Origin of the sequence: Rhodoferax sp., from assembly GCF_028689295.1 — a bacterium.
Lineage (GTDB): Bacteria > Pseudomonadota > Gammaproteobacteria > Burkholderiales > Burkholderiaceae_C > Rhodoferax.
In genome coordinates, this window is record NZ_JAQTWL010000030.1 from 1 (window position 1) to 21,952 (window position 21,952).

Here is a 21,952-nt window from a genome sequence, read left to right on the forward strand (position 1 = left end):
GCGCATGCCCGTGTATTTCATGCACGGCAACCGCGACTTTTTGCTGGGCAACGACTTTGCCAAAGGCTGTGGCATGACGCTGCTGACTGACCCGACGGTGCTGGACTTCGATGGCCAGCGCTGGCTGCTGTCCCATGGCGACGAACTGTGCCTCGACGATGTGGACTACCAGCAGTTTCGACAACAGGTACGCAACCCAGCGTGGCAACAAGCCATCCTGGCCAAGCCATTGGCCGAGCGCCAGGCCTTGGCGCGCGTGCTTCGTGCCAAAAGCCAACCCCGCAACACCAGTGGCGCCAGCTATGCCGATGTGGATACCGCCGAAGCCAGGGCCTGGTTGCTGGCCAACGGCGCCGGCACGCTGATCCACGGCCACACCCATTTGCCGAAAAACCACCTTCTGGGTGGCAGCATGCTGCCTGCATGGCGCCGGCTGGTCTTGAGCGACTGGGACGCTGCAGCCAAGCCACCCCGGCTCGAAGTGCTGCGACTGCAGGCCGGTCACGCTCCCAGGCGTGAGGCGCTGGCAACCCGCGACTGAAGCTTCAGGGCTTCAACAACACCTTGAGCGCGTTTTGCAGGCGGCGCACCTGCGTTGCGTCGAACGCCGATGCCAACACGGTGGCCGCGTCCTGCGCCCAGGTTTGCGCCGGTGCCGGGTCGTTGCGCCTGGTCAGCAACTGCAATTGGTACATGCGCCGTGCACTCATCTGCTCGGCCGGTGTGGGCAATTCGGCAGCCATCTCAAGCCGCAACAAGGCGGTGACGGCATCGCCAGACGCCGGCTGCGACAGTGCCTTGACCCAGTCCCCGCGCGCCGCCGGGCTGACCCGGTTGCCCAGTTCCTGCACTGCGGGCACCTGTGCCGCATCACGCGCCTCCCAAGCCGCCAGCAAATGCGTCAAGGCCTCACCGTGTGCCTGGACTGCGAGCTTGCGCAGCGCAAACTGGGCTTGTTCCAGCGCGTCGCGCTGCGCCCGAAAGGCGGCATCACCCAGACGCGGCGCGTCAGAGCGCTCGCCATAGGCCGGACGATCTGAACGGTCGCCACGCGGGCCGCCGCGCTCTTCCATGCGGCCCGGGCCGCGCGCACCGCGCCCGCCGTCGCGGTCACCGGGTCGGCCGGCATCTTTGCGGTCACCAAACTTGCCGCCGCGGCCCATGGCGGCGGGTTCTTCTTTTTTCATGCCGGGACGGTCATCACCGCGCATCGCAATCACGCGCTTGGGCGGCGCCATCGGCTTGACCGGTTCAGCGACCGGCGCAGTTTCTGCAGCCTCGGCAGCAACACCTTCGGTCGCAGCCGCTTCGGGCGCTTCTGACGCCGATGAAGACTCTCGCGCTGCCGGCGCAATTTCAGCCTGGGCAACCGGCGTGATTTCCTCGGCAGGCCCGGCAGCAGCCGCAGCCGCCTGCGCCAGTGCCTGACCGGACAGCGCCGCTTCGAGCGCGTTCATGGCGCTGCGAATGGCCTGCGCGTCGCCCGAGGCATTGGCCGCTTGCAGCGCCTTGGAAGCGTCCAGCACGATGCGGTCGCGCTCGCCCAAGGCGCCTTGGGCTTTCTCGCGCTCGGTAGTCTTGCGGTTGAAGGCGTCGTCGATCGGTTTGCGGAATGCGTCCCAGAGTTTTTGCTCCTGCCGGCGGTCGATCGGGACCCGATGCGCCTCGGCCTGCCAGCGCTGCTGCAGCGCCTTGACGGCGTCGATGCGCAGCATGGCTTCGGCGCCCAAGGTCTTGGCCTCCTCGATCATGACGTGGCGCGCTTCAAGGCTGAGCTTTTGCAGGCTCTCCAGCGGCTCGGCAGCATGGTCGATGGCGGCTTTCCAGAGCGGCTGCAACTCGGCAAACATTTTTTCGCCGATATGGCCGGACTCGCGCCAGCGGTCGCCAAACTGGTGCAGCACGCGGCTAAAGCCCTTCCAGTCGTCGTCCAGCGCCACCCGGTTGGCCTCGGCCCAAGCCTTGACCTCTTCGATCAGCGTCAGGCGCTGGGCGCGGTGCTCCGCCGATTCGGCCTTCATTTTCTCCAGCCAGGCCTCCACCACCTTGTGGGCTTCATTACAGGCTTCGTCAAAGCGTTTCCAGAGCGCGTGGTTCGGTACACCGCCCTGGTCGGTCAACTTCCATTGCTCGCGCAAGCCACGCAGCTGGTCCTGCATCTTGCGCCCGCCGATGGCCTGGCCTTCGGGGCGCTTGAGCAAGCCTTCGGCCTTGGCCACCAGTTCTTCGCGCAACTGGTCGGCGCGCCAGCGTTGCCAGCCCTCCAGTTCACCCGCTGCCACCAGCGCCGCATGGGACTGGGCTTCGAGCTTGTCGTCAATCAAACGGCTATTGTCCTTGAGCGCCTGGCGCAGGGCGTTGGCGGCACCGGCGCTGGCCTTGCCATGGCCCTGGGCCATTTCATGCTCAAGCTTGGCCAGCACCTCGGCCACAAAAGCCGTTGCCTTGGCACGAATCTCGGGGTCCACCCTGGGCTTGGCTGGCGTTACCACGGCTTCCAGCGGCAAACCGCGCGCCACACGCAGCTCGTCGGCCCACACTGGCACCTTGGGCAGCGGCGCCGTGGCGTCTTGGGATGCCGCCACCGTGAGCGCCAGGGCTTCCTGGAAAGCCTGCCAGACCAGTTGCAACTGGGCCTGCGAATCGTTCAACTGCGACACAAAACGCACATCGACACTAGCCCAATTGGCGTCGCCCTGCAGCGCCGCGGCCTCTGTTTGCCAGTGGGCCACATCCAAGGCCAGCGCCTCCTGGGCGCCTTGGGCATCGGTCCAGGGTTTGGTGGACAGCACCTCGATGCGCTGCGCCAGCAGCACCGCCGCCTCGCGCTGCACCTGCACCCGGTGCTGCAAATCTTCGATGGCGCGCACGCGCTCGACCAGTTGCGCTTTCAGGCCGGCCAGCGGCTCCTTGCTCAGCGGCGCGCCAGCTTTGGCGGCATCGCGCTGCCAGGCCAGGGCATCGGCAAGATTGAGCTTGCTCAAGGCCAGCAGCGCCTGGGCTTTGTCGGCCCATTCCAGCGCGATGGTCGCCTGCGTTTTGCTGCGCTTGATCTCATCGAGCTTCTCGCGCAGCAATTTGGCGGCACCCTTGTCCTTGCCGCTGAGTTCCTTGAACACCTGCTGCAATTGCTCGTTGCCCGGGCTGCTGGCCAGCCACTCGCGGATGCAGGCCATGCGTTCACCCGAGGTTTGCGCCGAAAACGCGCCATGCGTCAAGGCATCGAGCGGATGGGCATCGGGGGTTTTGGCACTGACGGCAGGCGCGTCAGGGGTGGGAGCTGCTTTACTTTGGGTAGAAAAAGGGAACATCGACATCGCGCGCTAGATAGAGAAGTTGCCCGCTGCTAGGCAGCGGGAGTAAACGCGTATTTTCGCCGGGTTTTGGCGCCCGCCCAAAAAAACAATTTAAGACCAATCTGAATTTGCAGTTCAAGCAGCTGATAACCTGAAACCATGCCATCGTCGTGAGCCAAAACTCCCTTGGCAGGCAAAATTTCTAAATCATTCTAAGAATATAAAACTTAATCCATATGGTTGACTAGGTATATTCAGTCCCCCTAAAATCCGCCATCCTTGACAAAATCAAGGGATAACCCTACCCCGCTGCCGACCCCGGCAACATCAAATCTCTGCAACACCGGGCAAGAACCGCAGGATATTGATAGCGTAACAACCCATGCTTGGGATTCTGATGTACTTTTAGGCCTGCCTTGAAGTTGCGTCAGCCCTCGCGCAAGAAGGAGAAGCTATGACAGCATCTAACACCATGAGTTCCAGTCTGAGGCAAGCGCTAGCTGCCCTGACCAAAGGCGTTTTTCAAATTACCCACAACAGTTTTGCCTTGATCGGCCTGGCTGTCTTATTTACCGTCATGGCCCTGGTGGCCCGTCCCGAGTTGCGCCAAGTTGGCGAAATCAAACTGTTCAGCTGGTTGCAAGAGCGCCAGCAAGAAGTAAGTGGCGTGGTCAGCGACCTGGTAGCCAGCGACCGCGCGACCGCCGCCGACCCCAAAGAATTGCCCAAGCAGCAAGCCGCCGTGGCTTTCTGGCTAAGCAAAAAATACCGTGTGGCACCCGAGCCCATCAGCGCCCTGGTGGCCGAGGCCTACAGCGTTGGTGCGCGGGTCAAGATCGACCCCACACTGATCCTGGCCGTGATGGCTGTCGAGTCCGGCTTTAATCCGTTTGCCCAAAGCCATGTGGGCGCGCAAGGCCTGATGCAGGTCATGACCAAGATCCACAGCGACAAGTACCAAAGCTTTGGCGGTCAATTTGCTGCCTTCGACCCGCTGGCCAACCTGCAGGTTGGCGTGAAGGTGCTGCAGGACTGCATCCGCATGGCCGGCTCCGTCGAGGGTGGCCTGAAATACTATGTGGGTGCGGCCAACATGGAAGACGATGGAGGTTACGCCGCCAAAGTGCTGGCCGAGTACGCCAGACTGCAGTCGGTGGTGCAAGGTCGAAAAGTTCCGATGATGGTGGCTTCTGGCGAGACCAACGCCGGACTCGCTGGCAAAGCTGAGGCAAGTGACACCGCCACACCGGCAGACAGCGCCTCGCCGACAACTGTTTCAGACAAATCTGCCATCGTGGCGCTGAAATAGCCGCGTCAGTTAAACTCGGCCCCGCACGCAACTGGCGATAGGCTGCTTTTCCCGATAGGACAGGCGGTTGATGTGGGAACACCACAGGGGAGCGTGCCACAAAGCCAGCGGCGGTTTTGTGATCAGCCGTTCGCCTGGGCACCTTAACCCACTTCTTTAAGGACTGCCATGTTCAACCGAAACATTCTCATCGAGCAAACCGACCCCGAGTTGTTTGCCGCCATCCAATCCGAAAACCAGCGCCAGCAAGACCACATCGAGCTGATCGCCAGCGAAAACTACGCCTCGCCCGCCGTCATGGCCGCGCAGGGCACCCAGCTCACCAACAAATACGCCGAAGGCTACCCCGGCAAGCGCTACTACGGCGGCTGCGAGTTTGTCGATATTGCCGAGCAACTGGCGATTGACCGCGTCAAACAAATCTTTGGCGCCGAAGCCGCCAATGTGCAGCCGCATTGCGGCGCCTCTGCCAACGAAGCGGTGTTCTTGGCGTTTTTGAAGCCCGGCGACACCATCATGGGCATGAGCCTGGCCGAAGGCGGCCACCTGACGCACGGCATGGCACTGAACATGAGCGGCAAATGGTTCAACGTGGTGAGCTACGGTCTGGACGCCAATGAAGCCATCGACTACGACGCGATGGAGCGCAAGGCCCACGAGTCCAAACCCAAGCTGATCATTGCCGGCGCCAGCGCCTACAGCCTGCGCATCGACTTCGAGCGCTTTGCCAAGGTGGCCAAAGACGTGGGCGCCATCTTCATGGTGGACATGGCGCACTATGCCGGCCTGATTGCCGCCGGCGTCTATCCCAACCCGGTGCCGCACGCCGACATTGTGACCAGCACCACCCACAAGAGCCTGCGCGGCCCGCGTGGCGGCATCATTTTGATGAAGTCGCAGTTTGAGAAAGTCATCAACAGCGCCATCTTCCCCGGCCTGCAAGGCGGCCCGCTGATGCACGTGATTGCGGCCAAGGCAGTGGCTTTCAAGGAAGCCCTGCAGCCCGAGTTCAAGGTCTATCAGCAGCAAGTGCTCACCAACGCCCGCATCGTGGCCGAAACGCTGACCGAGCGCGGCCTGCGCATTGTCAGCGGCCGCACCGAATCCCACGTGATGCTGGTCGATTTGCGTTCCAAGAACATCACCGGCAAGGAAGCCGAAGCGGTGCTGGGTGCGGCGCACATGACCATCAACAAGAACGCCATCCCCAACGACCCCGAAAAACCCATGGTCACCAGCGGCGTGCGCGTGGGCACCCCTGCCATGACCACGCGCGGCTTCAAGGACGAAGAAGCCCGTCTGACCGCCCACCTGATCGCCGACGTGCTCGACAACCCGCGCGACGAGGCCAACATTGCCGCCGTGCGCGCCAAAGTCAACGCACTGACGGCGCGCTTTCCGGTGTACTCCGCTTAACCTCGTCATGAAATGCCCCTTCTGCAGCCATCCCGACACCCAGGTGGTGGAAACACGGGAGTCTGAAGACGGGGGCTTTATCCGCCGCCGCCGCCGTTGCGCCGCGTGCGACAAACGTTTTACCACCTACGAGCGTCCCGATGTCACCTTTCCGGCCATTGTCAAAAAAGACGGCCGCCGCATCGAATACGAGCGCGCCAAACTGCAGGCCTCCATGAACCTGGCGCTGCGCAAGCGCCCGGTGAGCACCGAGCAGGTCGACGGTGCGGTGGAACGCATCGAAGAAAAACTGCTGAACCTGGGCCTGCGCGAAGTGCTGTCCACCCGCATTGGTGAACTGGTGATGTATGAGCTCAAAAAACTCGACAAAGTGGCCTATGTGCGCTTTGCCAGTGTCTATCGCAGCTTTGAAGACATCGACGACTTCAGGACGCTGGTGGATGAGGTAGGGCGCTGAATTGGCTGCTTCCCTTTGAAAATCCAACAACATTTCCCCCCATTTGGGGGATATACGCTGACCGTTAATGTCCCTAGGATGAACAGCTTCGCTTCCAACAAGAGAACGCCATGCTGGGACAACAAGCTATTCCGATCGAAATTATTGCCTTCAGATGGCACCTTGACATCACACCTGCAAGGCTTCTAAAACAGTACGGTATGACCTTGATCGAGGTCATCGTAGTGCTGGGAATTTTGGGCGTTTTAGCCAGTTTGGCGATACCGTCATACCAAGGATTTCAGGAGCGCTATCGACTTGAGGGCTATGCAATGGCCCTTGTCACGGACATCCATTTTGTTCGAAGTGAATCAGTCGCACACAATCGGGGGCTGCGCATCAGTTTCGGCACCGATGCGGGTGGCACATGCTATTTGATTCACAGCGGAAATGCCTCTGACTGCACCTGCAACAGCAACGGCTCGGCACAGTGCGGCGACACGACCAATTCAATCCAGAAAAGCGTTGGATTGGCCACAGCGCTTGGCGTCAGGCTGCAATCCAATGTGACGTCCATGCTTTTTGATCCCAGTCGCGGCACCACCACACCTTCCGGGTCGATCAACGTCATTGGGCAAAGCGGCAATTCGATCCGGCAGGTGGTCAATATCATGGGGCGCACCCGAACTTGCTCACCCCAGGGAAAAGTAAGCGGCTATAAAGTTTGTTGAATCGAGACTTCTTTCTCGGATAAACGGCGTACCCCACCTGACTGACGGCATGAACAAACTGATCTATTTCAGGATGTTGATTCCAAAGTGATGCATATGACTTGCCTGACTTCCAATCGAAATGATCGCTGCTCCTCAAAGGTCAATGGTTTTACCGTGATCGAAGTGATGATCACTGTTGCGATTGTTGCCATATTGGCCAGCCTCGCCTACCCAAACTATATGTCGCAAGTTCGAAAGAGTCGCCGCTCCGATGCCGTACAGGCTTTGTCGCAAGTGCAACAGACGCAGGAGCGCTGGAGAGCCAACGCACCAACCTATACGTCCGCGTTATCAGCAGCGCCGCCAAACGGGTTTGGTCTTTCGTCGACAACATCCGGCGGCTATTACACACTGGCAATCAGCTCCAACACGGCTACCGGTTACGTTGCAACTGCAACTGGAGTCAGTGGCAAAAGCCAAACCGGCGACACGGGCTGCACCACCCTGACAGTGACGGTCACCAACGGATCGGCGGTCAATACTCCGACGGAATGCTGGAGCCAGTAATGCGTCACAAGTCTGGCTTCACACTGATCGCCTTGCCAGCTTTTGCGGGGGTAAGTGACTGCTTCCAGCAGAACAAACGATCCAAGTCCAGGCGTCTTTCTCAAGGCTTGTCGATTGTCGAATTACTGATTGGTATTGCCATTGGTCTATTCATCCTGGCAGGTGCAAGCGCCATGCTTGTCAATAGCGTGACCAATTCGCGGCGTCTTCTGCTTGAAACCCGGATCAATCAGGATCTACGCGCGACCATGGATTTGATCTCCCGTGATTTGCGCAGGGGAGCTTATTGGGGCAACTCGCTAGCGGGTACCGTGGCCACCGGCAGCGCAAGCATCACCCAGCCGAACCCATATTCAGCGGTAACAGTGGGCGGCTCAATCCAAGTCAATTACGCCTACACGCGAGATGCCGTTGAAAATAACGCGCTTGACAACACCACTGAAGCGTTTGGCTTCAGACTGAACACAACGAGCAAAGCCATTCAGATGAATATGGGTGAATCATGGCAAACACTCACCAATACCGACATTTTGATCATCCCTGCCTTCGTGATCACGCCGACCGAGACCACCATTGACGTCCGCGCCGCCTGTGCCAAGCCCTGTACAGACACGGCCACGGCACCCACTTGCCCCAGGATTCAGGTGCGCAGCTACAACTTGACGCTGACTGGCACCTCAAAGACCGACGCGGCGGTCAGTCGCACCCTGCATTCGCAGGTACGGGTGCGCAATGACGCCATGATCGGCACCTGTCCAGCATGAGCATCGAGGTCCAGCAGATGCAACAACCTATACGTCAACCCAGCCAATGCAGACGCCTGCGCGGTGCAGGGACACTGCTGATGACTATGATTTTGCTGTTCAGCACGTCCATCATCATGCTGTATTTGAACCGCAACATCCTATTTGAGCAAAAAACATCTGCCAACCAGTTGCGCTCAACGGCGGCTCTGGAAATTGCCGAGGCAGGCATGGAATGGGCAACCGGAATGCTCAACTCAGCATACGACATCGATGCCAATTGTGATTTTTTTACCAGCACCAATATTTCGTTCCGGCGCAGATACGTCCAGACTGCGTGGGCCAGTGGTTCAGCGAATGCCACGAATATTTTGCCTGCAACCACAACTTACCCGGGCTGCAAAGTCGATGGCAGCATTTTGACTTGCAGTTGCCCAATTGTTCCCAGCAGTGGTAGCGCCACTGCCAGCCTTGGTACCGACGCGCTACCTGGTTTCACCGTCTCTTTTGCAGCGATATCCGATCCCGAAGCTGTTCGCGTCATTGCAACAGGTTGCACAGCGCAGAGTGGCGCCTGCACACCCAGCACGACTGGCAATTCTGATGCGACTGCAACCGTCTCAGCCATCCTCAAGCTGCGCCCCCTGCTCCGCGCCGCGCCCGCATCACCGCTCACCTGTGGCACCACATGCGCAGTCGGCGGCTCCCTCAACATCGTGAACCGTGATTTGAAGACTGGCGGCATTCTGGTGAACGCCGGAGGTGTCATTACCCAGAGCAATGGCACCTCGTATACCAGCATTCCTGGGCAACCCGTGGCAAATGCAGTGGTTGGCAACGATGCCACCTTGGCTGCCTTGTCGAGTTCCGACCCAACCTGCAGCAAATCGGCGATGTTTGGCGCCTACTTTGGTTCCACGATTGCGCAATATGCAGCCGCTCCAACCACCAAAACCATTCCAGGCTGCGCCTCAGCAAATACCTGCGGCGGCCTGGTTGACTCGGCTTATACCGATGGCTGGCGTTCCTTTTACTTTCCGGACGGCTTCGCCCGCAATCACAGCAGTGGCGGCTTGGGTTCAGTCAGTGATCCGGTTACCCTGGTATCGGCGTCGGGATTTGAAGTCAATGGAAACATTGACATTTATGGCATGATTTTTTCCAACTCTGCCAACGTCAATGATCTTGGCACAGGTACGGCTGATATTCATGGCGCCTTGGTCACCTGCGCTGCATACAACAACAACGGCAATGGCACCCTTGTGTTTGATCCGGATGTGCTCAGGGCGGTGCGCCGTTCAACGGGGACACTGGTGCGAGTGCCAGGCAGTTGGACCGACCGATGCACGGCCAGTAGCGCCAATCCACCCGTTATCACCTGCAGCTAAGGCACACCATGAATACCATGAACATCAGCAAGCGTGGACAGACTGGTTTTACCATCATCGAGTCCCTGATTTCCATGATCATCATGGGCTTCGGGATTTTGTCGCTCTCAGGCATGCAGATATCCCTGTCCCGCAATGCAGATGATGCCAGGCAACGCACCGAGGCAGTGCGGCTTGCCCAGGAAAAAATCGAATTTTTCAGGTCTTATACAGGTATTGCAGCAACGCTCGTCGGTCAAGGGACTGCCAGCGGCACCGCCCTGAACTGGAATGCGTTGACTAACGGCACTGACACCATCACGACCAACGCCGTCTATACCCGCAGTTGGACCCTTGGTGGTGCCATTGGCGGCCCCATGCGCAACTTGACGGTTGGCGTTGGCTGGACTGACAGGGCCGGTCAAGCTCAAGCGGCTTCACTGTCAACCGTTCTCTCCAAGACCGATCCGGCAGATTCAGGTTTCCTCGGTTTTCCGCTACCCGAAAATACCAATCTGAAACGACCTAAAAACCGAAATCTGGACATCCCGATTTTTGCAATTGATCTCGGTAACGGAAAAAGCGCCGTGAGTTTCGAATCTGACAAATTCGTCCTGCTTGGTAATATTTCTGGCGAAGCGGTTCAGGTTTGCACACCAGCTTTAGAAGACGATTCCACCACGGCAGAGATTGTTTCGACATTGACAGACTCCGAGACAAGTAACTGCGTCACCATCAATGGGTTTCTCGTTTCTGGTTATGTGGCCCGTGACAGTTCTGTCTCCAATACCGAATGGACTGCCATCAGCACTGGTTTGGGGATTGATCACTCCGGGATATTCCGCAACGCCGCCGGTAGCACAACCATCACCTGCCGGTTTGGTAACGCCATCGATCAAAATTCAGGTGAAACCATTGCCAATTACAAATACTACCTGTGTGTGATCCCTCTCACGAGTCCATCAACCGCTCTGACCGTGAATGGCCCCTACAACTGGTCGGGCACCATTCTCCTCGCGGGACCCTCTTTATGGCATGGCGCCAACAACCAATATTTTGTATGCCGTTACCAATACACGGCAAACAACTTTCTGACAGATCCCAACCAGCAGAACATTCAGCCCTATGTTGAAGTCAACAAGTCAATCGACCAACAGAATTATTTGATAGCCACGACAGGTAACGCCACCAGCAGTGCCGCCCCTGTCTGCCCGGGTTCAATGACAGTAGCTGGTGTTTCCACGGGCGTGCTGCATCAGGATTGCAGATCGGCGTCCAACACAAACCATGCCGCCGATTGCCCACTGCTTGGCACCGCCCAGTAGTACACCATCATGTAGGGCGGCAGGGGCAATACGAGTGGCACTGTCCCGACGGATGCCAACAGCCTTTGCATCTCCGGAAGCCCCAGATGTACTTGGCTGAACCTCCAAGAAAAAAGCCCGTAGCCACGAGGACTTCCGAGCTTTTTAACGCTTTCGCATTGTTTTTGGTGGGCAGTGCAAGTTTCGAACTTGCGACCCCTGCAGTGTGAATGCAGTGCTCTACCCCTGAGCTAACCGCCCTTTTCCTGTTCAGGAAAGAGGCAAATTATGTCACAAATTCGGGCGTTTTCTTCTCTGCGGTGCGCCAAATTGTCTTGGCTTTGCTGGACGCGTCAATCTGCGTCAACACATCTTCGTGCGCTGCCATTTCCTGCTCGCTGGCGCTGATTACCGGCAGCACGAACTGGCTCAAATCCAGCCCGCTGACACGAAAGCCATTGGCGTCTGTGGCTGGCCCCTCGTCCATCAGCAGGGTATTTTGCCCGCGCGTGAGGTTGATGTACATGTCGGCCAGCAGTTCGGCGTCGAGCAGCGCGCCGTGCAACGTGCGGCCCGAGTTGTCCACCTCCAAGCGATCGCAAAGGGCGTCGAGCGAGTTGCGCTTGCCCGGAAAAATCTCCTTGGCCATGACCAGCGTGTCGGTGACGCTGGCCACCACGCTTTTGACCGCCGGCAGCTTGACCAGCGCCAGCTCCATGTTCAAAAAGCCCAGGTCAAACGGCGCGTTGTGAATGACCACATGCGCGTCTTTCAGGTAGTCGAGCAGATCCTGGGCTACTTCTGAAAACTTGGGCTTGTCCTTGAGGAATTCGCTGGTGATGCCGTGCACCTTGAGCGCCTCCTCGTGGCTGTCGCGGCCCGGGTTGACGTAGATGTGGCGGTTGTTGCCGGTGAGCTTGCGGTGCAGCATCTCGACACAACCGATCTCGATGATGCGGTCGCCGTTGTCGGCCGACAGGCCCGTGGTTTCGGTGTCGAGGAAAACCTGGCGCATTAATGGCCCTCTTTGGCATGGTTGATGGAGTATTTGGGGATTTCGATCACCAGGTTCTTCTGCGCCAGAATGGCCTGGCAGCTCAGGCGAGAGTTGGGCTCCAGGCCCCAGGCCTGGTCCAGCAGGTCGTCTTCGTTCTCTTCAGACGGCACCAAAGACTCAAAGCCTTCGCGCACGATGACGTGGCAGGTGGTGCAGGCGCAGCTCATTTCGCAGGCGTGCTCGATGTTGATGTGGTTGTCCAGCAGGGCTTCGCAAATGGAGGTGCCGGCGGGGGCGGACACCTCGGCGCCCTGCGGGCAGTATTCGGCGTGGGGCAGGATTTTGATGATGGGCATAAGCTTAATTAGTTGGTGTCAGAGCACGTTTGCTGCGCAAAGTGGTCTGACCCACAAGGTTTTATATTGTTGCAATGTTTTTGCCGGACAAGGCTTTCTGGATGCCACGGTTCATGCGCATGGCGGCAAAGGCTTCGGTGCCCTTGGCCAATTGCAGGGTGATGGCTTCTATGGCCTTGGCGTCCTCCAAAGTGCGCGCGGCCTGCACGTTCTGCATCAGGCGGTCGATGTCGGCGCGCTGGGCGTCGTCGAGCAGGTCGCCGTCGGCAGTCAGCGCGCTCACGGTGGCCAGAATCATGCGGTCGGCATCGACACGCGCCTCGGTCACGGCGCGGGCCTGCATGTCGGCCTCGGCGGTGGTAAAACTCTCTTGCAGCATGCGGGCAATCTGTTCGTCACCCAGACCGTACGACGGTTTGACGGCAATTTGTGCCTCCACGCCGCTGCCCTGTTCACGCGCCGACACACTCAACAGGCCGTCGGCATCCACGGTGAAGGTGACGCGAATACGTGCCGCCCCCGCGGCCATCGGCGGAATGCCGCGCAGTTCGAAGCGCGCCAGGCTGCGGCAGTCGGCCACCAGGTCACGCTCGCCCTGCACCACGTGCAGCGCCAGCGCGGTCTGGCCGTCGATGTAGGTGGTGAAGTCTTGCGCCTTGGCGGTGGGGATGGTCTCGTTACGCAACACGATGCGCTCAGCCAGTCCGCCCATGGTCTCGATGCCCAATGACAGCGGAATCACGTCGAGCAGCAACAGGTCGCCGCCCGGGTTATTGCCGGCCAGCTGGTTTGCCTGAATGGCCGCGCCCAGTGCCACCACCTCGTCGGGATTGAGGTTGGTCAGCGGTGTCTGGCCAAAAAACTGCGCCACGGCATTTTGAATTTGCGGCATGCGGGTGGAGCCGCCGACCATCACCACGCCTTTGACCTCGTCGGCCGCCAATTTGGCGTCGCGCAGCGCTTTGCGCACCGCTTGCAACGTGCGGTTGGTGAGCACCTGGGTGGCGGCTTCGAAGTCTGAGCGTTTGACGCCAAAGCTGATGTCAGCCTCTGTCAATTGTGCGCTGAAAGTGGCTGACGCCGCATCCGTCAAAGCCTCCTTGCAGGCGCGCGCTGCGGCTTTGAGCGCTGCTTTGTCGGTGGCTTTGGCTACGGCCGTGCCGGTTTGCGCCAGCACAAAGTCGGCCAGCAAGTGGTCGTAATCGTCGCCGCCCAGCGCCGAGTCGCCGCCGGTGGCCACCACCTCGAACACGCCCTGGGTGAGTTTGAGGATGGAGATGTCGAAGGTGCCGCCGCCCAGGTCGTAAATGGCGTAAATGCCCTCGCTCGCGTTGTCCAGGCCGTAGGCGATGGCTGCGGCGGTGGGTTCGTTGATCAGGCGCAGAACGTTAAGACCGGCCAGTTGCGCCGCGTCCTTGGTGGCTTGGCGCTGGGCGTCGTCGAAGTAGGCCGGCACGGTGATCACCGCGCCGTACAGGTCGGCGTTGAACGTGTCCTCGGCGCGGTAACGCAGCGTGGCCAGAATGTCGGCGCTCACTTCGACCGGGGACTTTTCGCCCTGCACGGTCTGCAGGCCCAGCATGCCGGGGTGGTCGACAAAATGATAGGGCAGCTTGGTAGCCAGCGCTACGTCCTTGAGGCTGCGGCCCATGAAACGCTTGACCGAAGCAATGGTGTTCTCGGGGTCGCCCACGCCGCCCACGACGGCCTCATCGCCAATCTGGCGGCCACCGCCGGCCAGATAACGCACCACCGACGGCAGGATTACCCGCCCTTGACTGTCAGGCAGGCATTCGGCCACGCCATGGCGCACGCTGGCCACCAGCGAATGGGTGGTGCCCAGGTCGATGCCAATGGCAATGCGCCGCTCGTGCGGGTTGGGCGTTTGCCCCGGTTCGGAGATTTGAAGTAAAGCCATGGGGGTGTCAAGTTTCTATCCTGTCAAGCCGGTCATTGACATCGGCGGCAAAGCGCTCGATGAACATCAGCGCCCTGACTTGCGCCACGGCGGCGGCGTAGTCTTGCGACTGGTCCAGCAATTGCTCTATTGCAAAAAGCGTCTCAAGCTCGGCCTGGCGACACTGCTGGCTGATTTGCGCCAGCTCTTCGGCACTCACAGCCTCATCGAGTTCTTCGCGCCACTGCATTTGCTGCATCAGGAAAGATGCCGGCATGGCGGTGTTGTTCTCGGCATTGACCGGTGCACCGTGCAGTTCGCACAAATAAGCGGCCCGCCTCAAAGGATCTTTCAGGCGCTGGTAGGCTTCGTTGATGCGCACCGACCACTGCATGGCCACGCGCTGGGCAGCAGCACCCTGAGCGGTGAACTTGTCGGGGTGCGCCTGGCGCTGCAGGTCTTTCCAGCGGGCGTCGAGCACCGCGCGGTCCTGCTTGAAATGCTGTTCCAGACCGAACAGCTCGAAGTCGTCAGATTGGAGATTCACACGCGAAACGATTCACCACAGCCGCAGCGATCACGCTCTTTTGGGTTGTTGAACTTGAATCCTTCGTTCAAGCCTTCGCGGACAAAGTCGAGCTCGGTGCCGTCCAGGTAGGCAAGACTTTTGGGGTCGATCAGGACCTTGACGCCATGGCCTTCGAACACCAGGTCTTCAGGGCCGATCTCATCGACGTATTCCAGCTTGTAGGCCATGCCGGAACAACCGGTGGTTTTGACACCCAGGCGCACGCCCACGCCCTGACCGCGTTTGGTCAGGTAGCGGGTCACGTGCCGGGCAGCGGCTTCGGTCAGCGTCACAGCCATTTTGGTAACAATCCAGGTCGGTGACAGGCTGCCATGCGCTTTCGGGCACAGGCAGTCTGGCGTTTTTAGTGAGTTTGTGTTTCAGTATGCTTTTGGCGGTAGTCGTTGACGGCCGCCTTGATGGCGTCCTCGGCCAAAATCGAACAATGGATTTTGACAGGTGGCAGCGCCAGTTCTTCAGCAATCTCACTGTTTTTTAGCGCGGAGGCCTGCTCCAGCGTCTTGCCCTTGACCCACTCGGTGACCAGCGACGACGAGGCAATGGCCGAACCACAGCCGTAGGTCTTGAAGCGTGCGTCTTCGATCACGCCGGTCTCGGGGTTGACCTTGATCTGCAACTTCATCACGTCGCCACAAGCCGGCGCGCCGACCATTCCGGTGCCGACCGAGTCGTCGCCCTTGTCAAAAGAGCCCACGTTGCGGGGATGTTCGTAGTGATCTACCACTTTTTCTGAATATGCCATTTTGATTTCTCCTTTAATGAGCAGCCCATTGAATGGTGCTGATATCAATACCTTCTTTGTACATGTCCCACAGCGGGCTGAGCTCACGCAGGCGCGCCACATTTTCCTTGATGGTGGCCACCGCGTAGTCAATCTCTTCTTCGGTGGTCCAGCGGCCAATGGTCATGCGCAGACTGCTGTGGGCCAGCTCATCGCTGCGGCCCAGGGCGCGCAATACATAGCTGGGCTCCAGACTGGCAGAGGTGCAGGCCGAGCCGCTTGAGACAGCCAGCCCCTTGATGCCCATGATCAGCGACTCGCCTTCGACGTAGTTGAAGCTGATGTTCAGGTTGTGCGGCACGCGCTGCGTCAGGTGGCCGTTGATGAACACTTGCTCGATGCCCTCCAGGCCGGCAATCATGCGGTCGTGTAGGGCCTGAATCTTGACCAGTTCGCCGGCCATTTCATCCTTGGCGATGCGGTAAGCCTCGCCCATGCCAACGATCTGATGCGTGGGCAGCGTGCCCGAGCGCATGCCGCGCTCGTGGCCGCCGCCGTGCATTTGCGCCTCGATGCGGATACGGGGCTTGCGCCGCACGAACAGCGCGCCGATGCCCTTGGGGCCGTATGTTTTGTGAGCGGTCAGGCTCATCAGGTCGATGGGCATTTTGCTGATGTCAAACGCCACACGGCCTGTGGCCTGCGCCGCATCCACATGGAATACCACGCCTTTTTCACGGCAAATGGCACCAATGGCTGCCACGTCCTGAATCACGCCAATTTCATTGTTGACGTACATCACGCTGGCCAGAATGGTGTCGGGCCGAATGGCGGCCTTGAAGGCATCCAGATTGACCAGGCCGTCGGCTTGCACGTCAAGGTAAGTCACCTCGAAGCCCTGGCGCTCCAGCTCACGGCAGGTGTCGAGCACGGCCTTGTGCTCGGTCTTGACCGTGATGATGTGTTTGCCCTTGGACTGGTAAAAGTGCGCCGCGCCCTTGAGTGCCAGGTTGTTGGACTCCGTGGCGCCCGAGGTCCAGACGATTTCGCGCGGGTCGGCGCCGATCAGGGCCGCCACTTGCTCGCGGGCGGTCTCGACGGCGGCTTCGGCCTCCCAGCCCCAGGCGTGGCTGCGCGATGCCGGGTTGCCAAAGTGGTTATGCAGCCAGGGGATCATGGCGTCCACCACCCGCTGATCGCAGGGGTTGGTGGCGCTGTAGTCCATGTAAATGGGGAAATGCGGGGTGCTGTCCATGTTGGATTCTCTTGTCTGATTTGTCAATTACATCTTGGCATAGCTGGCACCCAGCGCAAACACCGAATTGGGAGCGTTGATGCGGATCGGCTTCATCACCGGCATGCTGGAGATGGCGCGCTTGACGTTGGGTTTTTCTTCCATCTGAAAGCCTTTGGCCAGTTGGTCATCGACCAGTTTTTGCAGGCTGACCGAGTCCAAAAATTCGACCATTTTGACATTCAGCGAAGACCACAGCTCATGCGTCATGCAGCGCGCGCCCTCGCCCAGGCAGTTTTCCTTGCCACCGCACTGGGTGGCGTCGATGGGCTCATCGACCGAGGTGATGATCTCGGCCACCGTGATGTCGGCTGGCGCGCGCGCCAGCGTGTAGCCGCCACCAGGGCCGCGGGTGGATTCCACCAGCGCGTTGCGGCGCAGCTTGCCGAACAATTGTTCCAGATAAGAAAGGGATATTTGTTGACGCTGGCTGATGGCAGCCAGGGTAACGGGGCCGGCCGATTGGCGCAAGCCCAGATCAATCATGGCAGTGACCGCAAAACGGCCCTTGGTAGTTAAACGCATGGCAACACTCCTGAAGTTTTGTTATTGCTTGAATTGATGTTCAAGCCAGACAACGGAACACAGTATAACCAGAAACCAAGCGTTTTAGTCGGGTAAATAGACTGCTCAGTAATTTAATAAGGTTATTTGCCCGCCACCAGCGCCACCACGTTGTCGCTGCCCGCCGCGCCAAAGGCCTGCTCCTTCAAAATGGCCAGTTGATCGCGCACCCGTGCGGCCTTCTCGAACTCCAGGTTGCGTGCGTGCTCCATCATGAGTTTTTCCAGACGCTTGATCTCGCGCGAGATGCCTTTCTCGCTCATGTCTTCCACCTGGGCGCGCTGCATGGCATCGCGCTCCAGTTTCTCAGCCTCTTTACCCGCCTTTTCGCTGTAAACCCCATCGATCAGGTCGCGCACCTCCTTGACAATGCTGCGCGGCGTGATGCCATGCGCCAGGTTGTGCGCCACCTGCTTGGCACGGCGGCGCCGGGTCTCGTCGATGGCTTTGCGCATTGACTCGGTCACCTTGTCGGCGTACAAAATGGCTCGCCCCTCCACATTGCGGGCGGCGCGGCCGATGGTCTGGATCAGCGAGCGTTCGGAGCGCAAAAAGCCCTCCTTGTCGGCGTCCAATATCGCCACCAGCGACACCTCGGGAATATCCAACCCCTCGCGCAGCAGGTTGATGCCCACCAGCACGTCAAAGGTGCCCAGGCGCAGGTCGCGCAAAATCTCGACCCGCTCCACGGTGTCGATGTCGCTGTGCAGGTAACGCACCTTGACGCCGTTGTCACTCAAATAATCCGTCAGCTGCTCGGCCATGCGTTTGGTCAGCGTGGTGATCAGCACCCGCTCATGCTTGTCCACGCGGATACGGATTTCCTGCAGCACGTCATCGACCTGGCTGGTGGCCGGGCGCACCTCCACTTCGGGATCCACCAGTCCGGTGGGGCGCACCAGTTGTTCCACTACCTGGCCGGCATGGTCTTTCTCCCACTGGGCCGGCGTGGCCGAAACAAAAATAGCCTGGCGCATCCTGGTCTCGAACTCTTCAAACTTGAGCGGCCGGTTGTCGAGCGCGCTGGGCAACCGAAAGCCGTACTCGACCAGTGTGGTCTTGCGCGAGCGGTCGCCGTTGTACATGCCGCCAAATTGGCCGATCAGCACATGGGACTCGTCCAGAAACATGACTGCGTCCTTGGGCAGGTAGTCGGTCAGCGTGGCGGGCGGTGCGCCGGGCGCGGCGCCACTGAGATGGCGACTGTAGTTTTCGATGCCCTTGCAGTGACCCACTTCGCTGAGCATTTCCAGATCAAACCGGGTGCGCTGCTCGATGCGCTGCGCTTCCACCAGCTTGCCCTGACTCACAAATTCCTTGATGCGGTCAGCCAGCTCGATCTTGATCGCTTCCACCGCACTCAAAACCTGTTCACGCGGTGTGACGTAATGGCTGCTGGGGTACACGGTAAAGCGCGGAATCTTTTGCCGGATGCGCCCGGTGAGCGGGTCGAACAGCTGCAGGCTCTCGATCTCGTCATCAAACAGCTCAACGCGGATCGCCATCTCACTGTGCTCGGCCGGAAAAATGTCGATGGTGTCGCCGCGCACCCGAAAGGCACCGCGCGAAAAGTCGATGTCGTTGCGCTGGTACTGCATGCGCACCAGTTGCGCAATCATGTCGCGCTGGCCCATTTTGTCGCCCGCGCGCAGCGTCATCACCATCTTGTGATAGGCCTCGGGCTGGCCAATGCCGTAGATGGCCGACACCGTGGCCACGATGACCACATCGCGGCGCTCCAGCACGCTCTTGGTGCACGACAGCCGCATCTGCTCGATGTGCTCGTTGATGGCCGAGTCTTTTTCGATGAACAGGTCGCGCTGCGGCACATAGGCCTCTGGCTGGTAGTAGTCGTAGTAGCTGACGAAATATTCGACCGCATTTTTCGGGAAGAACTCGCGGAATTCGCTGTACAACTGCGCCGCCAGCGTTTTGTTGGGCGCAAACACGATGGCCGGTCGCCCCAGGCGCGCAATCACGTTGGCCATGGTGAAGGTCTTGCCCGAGCCCGTCACACCCAGCAGCGTTTGAAACACTTCGCCGTCGTTGACACCATCCACCAACTGGTTGATGGCCTCGGGCTGGTCGCCGGCGGGCGGATAGGGTTGGTACAACTCAAAGGGCGAGTCGGGGTAGCGCACAAACGTGCCGACGCGCGGGCGCTCGGCAGCGTCGCTCACGGCCAGGGTCAGGGGTTCAGACATTCAGCAGGCTCAAAATTCAAATCAGGGCGAATATTACCGAAAGCATCCGTCAACCACAGGCTGGCCGGGCTCAAGCCCCGACACCAGGTAGTGCTTGCGCCTTAAACCAGCGCGCCACATCGGCCGGGTCATGGAAGGTGCGCACCGCCGCAAAAGCCGTTTGTGCCTCCGGATAGACCCGCCGCAACAGATTGAGCCACTGCTTCAGGCGCCCGGTTTGCTGGTCGCGCTCCAGGTACGCACAGACCAGCCGCCAGAATTCAGCAATCAGCGCCATGAGCTGCGGCCAACTCAGCTTGGCCGACGCGGAATCTGCCCCCAACGCGGCCCGAATGCCGCGCGCCAGCGCCGGGTTGGCCACCATGCCACGCCCCAGCATCAGGCTCTGGCAACCCGACACCTGCTGGCAACGCAGCGCGTCAGCCACCGTCCAGATTTCGCCATTGGCCACCAGCGGCAAGCGCACCACCTGGCGGATGTCGGCAATACGCTCCCAATAGGCGGGCGGCCGGTAGCCGTGCGCCTTGGTGCGCGCGTGCACCACCAGTTCAGAAGCACCAGCCGCCTCAATGGCCAGGGCGCAGGCTTCGGCGCGGCTGTCGTCATGCAGACCAAGCCGCATCTTGGCCGACACCGGCAGGTGCGCTGGCACGGCCCGTCGCACGCCAGACACAATCTGGAACAACAACTCGGGCTCCTCGAGCAAGGCCGAGCCGCCCCGGTGCCGGTTTACCACCGGCGACGGGCAACCAAAGTTCAGGTCAATGCCCTCGGCCCCCATCTCAGCGAGCCGCGCCGCGTTGTCGGCCAGACAGACCACGTCAGAGCCGAGCAACTGCGGCCGCACCGGCACGCCCGCTGCGGTCTTGCAGCCGGTCAATAGCTCTGGCACATAGCGCAAAAAAACGCGCTCGGGAAAGAGGGTGCCGGTGACGCGGATGAACTCCGACACACAGCGGTCCACCCCACCCACGCGCGTCAGGATGTCTCGCAGGACAAAGTCGAGCAAGCCCTCCATGGGAGCAAGTAGCAGAGTAAGTTGGGGCACGCGGGGTAAGTCGAAAATGAGGGATGAGCCCCGGATTGTCGGGCGCTATGCCCCGGTTTTGACAGAAACGACGGCGGTCCGTACAGTCACCCTTTTTTAACCCCTTCCGGAACACCGCACATGGCCATCATTGTCAACATCGATCTGGGTTACGAATTTGCCGTCAAGGCCGACTATGCCGCCGTTTTCGACACCCTGTCCGACGTGCCCAAATCAGCCAGCTTTTTCCCCAAAGTAGATCGCCTGGTGGACCTGGGTGATGGCGTTTATCGCTGGGAAATGTCCAAGATCGGCATCGCCCAGATCAGCCTGCAAACCATTTACGCGTCCAGATACACGTCCAATAGAGCCAAGGGCAGCGTGCTCTGGACACCGGTGCAAGGCGAAGGCAACGCGCTGGTGTCGGGCTCCTGGAAAATCACCGACAGGAAAAAATCCACCCATCTGGTGCTCAAGCTTCAGGGCGAGCTCACCCTGCCCCTGCCCGGCCTGATGAAAAAAATGATCGCCCCGGTGGTCGAAGCCGAGTTCGAAAAGCTGGTGGAGCAGTACATTGACAACCTCACCCGGCACTTTGGCGGCGAGGTGTAATTCACCCGTTATTTGAGCTGGCTGCCCGCCTGCACGCGGGCGCTGAAAATCAGGGCAAGGGTAAATTCCGTCAATCTTTGGCGATAAAGTTTGGCATGGCCCGTTTCATAACCCCACCCCTGGATGAAATAAGGGTAGCCTTTGGTGAGACGGTAGGTTTCAGCCAGGGCTGCATCCGACAGTTGCACGCCTTCAACCAGCGCTGGTTCGCTGATAGCCTTGTTTGAGTCGGCCTCTGAAAGTGATTGAACTCGTTGCGATTCAGCAGTAAGACCTCTTTGACATCAAGTTTTAAAATTTGACCAGGCCAACCACCACCATCCGCATTGATGGCACCTTGAAGGAGCGCATGGTAGGACTGGTCAAGACCCATAAGAGCCGTTCAGGTTTTTTGCCTGATGGGCTGGTCCCGACCTTGGATTCAACCGGTCGATGCAACAAGTTGGCTGAATTGTTCAGCAGGCGTTTCGTAGTTTAGAGTTTTCCGAGGCCTCTCATTGAGCTTCCTGGCCACTGCATTTAGCTGTGCTTGTGTGTAAT

General features: G+C 59.6%; 22 protein-coding genes, 1 tRNA gene, 1 pseudogene and 1 riboswitch. Of the genes and pseudogenes, 10 read left to right on the forward strand and 14 right to left on the reverse strand.

What is annotated here, in order from left to right; all coding sequences use genetic code 11:
- A partial coding sequence (locus PHF15_RS15440) for a UDP-2,3-diacylglucosamine diphosphatase (protein ID WP_300122504.1) occupies positions 1 to 541 on the forward strand: 541 nt, incomplete at its 5' end.
- Between the two features lie 4 nt (positions 542 to 545).
- On the opposite strand, the gene PHF15_RS15445 is transcribed toward PHF15_RS15440, so the two are convergent.
- Positions 546 to 3,311, reverse strand: a complete 2,766-nt coding sequence (locus PHF15_RS15445) for a DUF349 domain-containing protein (RefSeq protein ID WP_300122506.1) — start codon at positions 3,309 to 3,311, stop codon at positions 546 to 548.
- Between the two features lie 439 nt (positions 3,312 to 3,750).
- On the opposite strand from PHF15_RS15445, the gene PHF15_RS15450 reads away from it, so the two are divergent.
- The 8 genes from PHF15_RS15450 to PHF15_RS15485 all read left to right on the forward strand — a co-directional run bounded on the left by PHF15_RS15450 (position 3,751) and on the right by PHF15_RS15485 (position 11,172).
- Complete coding sequence (locus PHF15_RS15450) at positions 3,751 to 4,605, forward strand: lytic transglycosylase domain-containing protein (RefSeq protein ID WP_300122508.1); 855 nt, start codon at positions 3,751 to 3,753, stop codon at positions 4,603 to 4,605.
- A gap of 17 nt (positions 4,606 to 4,622) precedes the next feature.
- A riboswitch (ZMP/ZTP riboswitch) is annotated at positions 4,623 to 4,752 on the forward strand.
- 21 nt (positions 4,753 to 4,773) lie between these two features.
- Complete coding sequence (gene glyA, locus PHF15_RS15455; protein WP_300122510.1) at positions 4,774 to 6,021, forward strand: serine hydroxymethyltransferase; 1,248 nt, start codon at positions 4,774 to 4,776, stop codon at positions 6,019 to 6,021.
- Positions 6,022 to 6,028: 7 nt separating this feature from the next.
- Entirely contained in the window at positions 6,029 to 6,478 is a 450-nt protein-coding gene (nrdR, locus tag PHF15_RS15460) for a transcriptional regulator NrdR (RefSeq protein ID WP_300122511.1), read from the forward strand.
- Positions 6,479 to 6,588: 110 nt separating this feature from the next.
- A complete protein-coding gene (locus tag PHF15_RS15465) occupies positions 6,589 to 7,188 on the forward strand; it encodes a GspH/FimT family pseudopilin (protein WP_300122513.1) in 600 nt (199 codons plus the stop codon).
- Positions 7,189 to 7,284: 96 nt separating this feature from the next.
- Positions 7,285 to 7,737 carry a type IV pilin protein gene (locus PHF15_RS15470; protein ID WP_300122515.1) on the forward strand — a complete coding sequence of 151 codons (453 nt, stop codon included), beginning with the start codon at positions 7,285 to 7,287 and terminating at the stop codon, positions 7,735 to 7,737.
- Entirely contained in the window at positions 7,737 to 8,501 is a 765-nt protein-coding gene (locus PHF15_RS15475; RefSeq protein WP_300122516.1) for a hypothetical protein, read from the forward strand. The genes PHF15_RS15470 and PHF15_RS15475 overlap by 1 nt, the downstream gene beginning before the upstream one ends.
- Positions 8,498 to 9,868, forward strand: a complete 1,371-nt coding sequence (locus PHF15_RS15480) for a pilus assembly PilX N-terminal domain-containing protein (protein ID WP_300122518.1) — start codon at positions 8,498 to 8,500, stop codon at positions 9,866 to 9,868. Before PHF15_RS15475 ends, PHF15_RS15480 begins: the two co-directional genes overlap by 4 nt.
- A gap of 17 nt (positions 9,869 to 9,885) precedes the next feature.
- Entirely contained in the window at positions 9,886 to 11,172 is a 1,287-nt protein-coding gene (locus tag PHF15_RS15485; protein WP_300122520.1) for a prepilin-type N-terminal cleavage/methylation domain-containing protein, read from the forward strand.
- 165 nt (positions 11,173 to 11,337) lie between these two features.
- On the opposite strand, the gene PHF15_RS15490 is transcribed toward PHF15_RS15485, so the two are convergent.
- The 11 genes from PHF15_RS15490 to PHF15_RS15540 form a co-directional block, all read right to left on the reverse strand.
- Positions 11,338 to 11,412, reverse strand: a tRNA-Val gene (locus tag PHF15_RS15490).
- Positions 11,413 to 11,437: 25 nt separating this feature from the next.
- Positions 11,438 to 12,166, reverse strand: a complete 729-nt coding sequence (dnaQ, locus tag PHF15_RS15495; protein ID WP_300122522.1) for a DNA polymerase III subunit epsilon — start codon at positions 12,164 to 12,166, stop codon at positions 11,438 to 11,440.
- Positions 12,166 to 12,504, reverse strand: a complete 339-nt coding sequence (fdx, locus tag PHF15_RS15500) for an ISC system 2Fe-2S type ferredoxin (RefSeq protein WP_300122524.1) — start codon at positions 12,502 to 12,504, stop codon at positions 12,166 to 12,168. Before fdx ends, dnaQ begins: the two co-directional genes overlap by 1 nt.
- A gap of 61 nt (positions 12,505 to 12,565) precedes the next feature.
- Positions 12,566 to 14,422: a Fe-S protein assembly chaperone HscA gene (hscA, locus tag PHF15_RS15505; RefSeq protein ID WP_300122526.1), complete on the reverse strand. Its 1,857-nt coding sequence runs from the start codon at positions 14,420 to 14,422 to the stop codon at positions 12,566 to 12,568.
- A 7-nt stretch (positions 14,423 to 14,429) separates the two neighbouring features.
- Positions 14,430 to 14,948, reverse strand: coding sequence for a Fe-S protein assembly co-chaperone HscB (hscB, locus tag PHF15_RS15510; protein ID WP_300122528.1), 519 nt, complete (start codon positions 14,946 to 14,948; stop codon positions 14,430 to 14,432).
- Positions 14,945 to 15,268, reverse strand: a complete 324-nt coding sequence (gene iscA, locus PHF15_RS15515; protein ID WP_300122529.1) for an iron-sulfur cluster assembly protein IscA — start codon at positions 15,266 to 15,268, stop codon at positions 14,945 to 14,947. Before iscA ends, hscB begins: the two co-directional genes overlap by 4 nt.
- Before the next feature lie 65 nt (positions 15,269 to 15,333).
- Complete coding sequence (gene iscU, locus PHF15_RS15520) at positions 15,334 to 15,732, reverse strand: Fe-S cluster assembly scaffold IscU (RefSeq protein WP_300122531.1); 399 nt, start codon at positions 15,730 to 15,732, stop codon at positions 15,334 to 15,336.
- 13 nt (positions 15,733 to 15,745) lie between these two features.
- Complete coding sequence (locus PHF15_RS15525; protein WP_300122533.1) at positions 15,746 to 16,966, reverse strand: IscS subfamily cysteine desulfurase; 1,221 nt, start codon at positions 16,964 to 16,966, stop codon at positions 15,746 to 15,748.
- Positions 16,967 to 16,993: 27 nt separating this feature from the next.
- Complete coding sequence (locus PHF15_RS15530; protein ID WP_300122535.1) at positions 16,994 to 17,530, reverse strand: Fe-S cluster assembly transcription factor; 537 nt, start codon at positions 17,528 to 17,530, stop codon at positions 16,994 to 16,996.
- 122 nt (positions 17,531 to 17,652) lie between these two features.
- Positions 17,653 to 19,773 carry an excinuclease ABC subunit UvrB gene (uvrB, locus tag PHF15_RS15535; protein WP_300122538.1) on the reverse strand — a complete coding sequence of 707 codons (2,121 nt, stop codon included), beginning with the start codon at positions 19,771 to 19,773 and terminating at the stop codon, positions 17,653 to 17,655.
- A gap of 70 nt (positions 19,774 to 19,843) precedes the next feature.
- Entirely contained in the window at positions 19,844 to 20,791 is a 948-nt protein-coding gene (locus PHF15_RS15540; RefSeq protein ID WP_300122546.1) for a tRNA-dihydrouridine synthase, read from the reverse strand.
- Positions 20,792 to 20,941: 150 nt separating this feature from the next.
- On the opposite strand from PHF15_RS15540, the gene PHF15_RS15545 reads away from it, so the two are divergent.
- Positions 20,942 to 21,412 (forward strand): SRPBCC family protein, encoded by a 471-nt coding sequence (locus PHF15_RS15545; protein ID WP_300122541.1) that lies wholly within the window; start codon positions 20,942 to 20,944, stop codon positions 21,410 to 21,412.
- A gap of 8 nt (positions 21,413 to 21,420) precedes the next feature.
- Here the strand turns inward: PHF15_RS15545 and PHF15_RS15550 are convergent, their stop codons facing one another.
- Positions 21,421 to 21,600 (reverse strand): hypothetical protein, encoded by a 180-nt coding sequence (locus PHF15_RS15550; RefSeq protein ID WP_300122544.1) that lies wholly within the window; start codon positions 21,598 to 21,600, stop codon positions 21,421 to 21,423.
- A gap of 233 nt (positions 21,601 to 21,833) precedes the next feature.
- Positions 21,834 to 21,952, reverse strand: a pseudogene (locus PHF15_RS15555) (IS30 family transposase); the annotation flags it as partial.

What these genes read in the sequence shown, in the direction of transcription:
- hscA (WP_300122526.1), bottom strand. Translation starts at nt 14,422, where the DNA reads ATGGCTTTACTTCAAATCTCCGAACCGGGGCAAACGCCCAACCCGCAC.
- PHF15_RS15525 (WP_300122533.1), bottom strand. Translation starts at nt 16,966, where the DNA reads ATGGACAGCACCCCGCATTTCCCCATTTACATGGACTACAGCGCCACC.
- iscU (WP_300122531.1), bottom strand. Translation starts at nt 15,732, where the DNA reads ATGGCATATTCAGAAAAAGTGGTAGATCACTACGAACATCCCCGCAAC.
- uvrB (WP_300122538.1), bottom strand. Translation starts at nt 19,773, where the DNA reads ATGTCTGAACCCCTGACCCTGGCCGTGAGCGACGCTGCCGAGCGCCCG.
- PHF15_RS15475 (WP_300122516.1), top strand. Translation starts at nt 7,737, where the DNA reads ATGCGTCACAAGTCTGGCTTCACACTGATCGCCTTGCCAGCTTTTGCG.
- dnaQ (WP_300122522.1), bottom strand. Translation starts at nt 12,166, where the DNA reads ATGCGCCAGGTTTTCCTCGACACCGAAACCACGGGCCTGTCGGCCGAC.
- PHF15_RS15545 (WP_300122541.1), top strand. Translation starts at nt 20,942, where the DNA reads ATGGCCATCATTGTCAACATCGATCTGGGTTACGAATTTGCCGTCAAG.
- PHF15_RS15540 (WP_300122546.1), bottom strand. Translation starts at nt 20,791, where the DNA reads ATGGAGGGCTTGCTCGACTTTGTCCTGCGAGACATCCTGACGCGCGTG.
- nrdR (WP_300122511.1), top strand. Translation starts at nt 6,029, where the DNA reads ATGAAATGCCCCTTCTGCAGCCATCCCGACACCCAGGTGGTGGAAACA.
- PHF15_RS15465 (WP_300122513.1), top strand. Translation starts at nt 6,589, where the DNA reads ATGCTGGGACAACAAGCTATTCCGATCGAAATTATTGCCTTCAGATGG.
- PHF15_RS15530 (WP_300122535.1), bottom strand. Translation starts at nt 17,530, where the DNA reads ATGCGTTTAACTACCAAGGGCCGTTTTGCGGTCACTGCCATGATTGAT.
- PHF15_RS15485 (WP_300122520.1), top strand. Translation starts at nt 9,886, where the DNA reads ATGAACATCAGCAAGCGTGGACAGACTGGTTTTACCATCATCGAGTCC.
- glyA (WP_300122510.1), top strand. Translation starts at nt 4,774, where the DNA reads ATGTTCAACCGAAACATTCTCATCGAGCAAACCGACCCCGAGTTGTTT.
- fdx (WP_300122524.1), bottom strand. Translation starts at nt 12,504, where the DNA reads ATGCCCATCATCAAAATCCTGCCCCACGCCGAATACTGCCCGCAGGGC.
- PHF15_RS15450 (WP_300122508.1), top strand. Translation starts at nt 3,751, where the DNA reads ATGACAGCATCTAACACCATGAGTTCCAGTCTGAGGCAAGCGCTAGCT.
- PHF15_RS15470 (WP_300122515.1), top strand. Translation starts at nt 7,285, where the DNA reads ATGACTTGCCTGACTTCCAATCGAAATGATCGCTGCTCCTCAAAGGTC.
- iscA (WP_300122529.1), bottom strand. Translation starts at nt 15,268, where the DNA reads ATGGCTGTGACGCTGACCGAAGCCGCTGCCCGGCACGTGACCCGCTAC.
- PHF15_RS15445 (WP_300122506.1), bottom strand. Translation starts at nt 3,311, where the DNA reads ATGTTCCCTTTTTCTACCCAAAGTAAAGCAGCTCCCACCCCTGACGCG.
- PHF15_RS15480 (WP_300122518.1), top strand. Translation starts at nt 8,498, where the DNA reads ATGAGCATCGAGGTCCAGCAGATGCAACAACCTATACGTCAACCCAGC.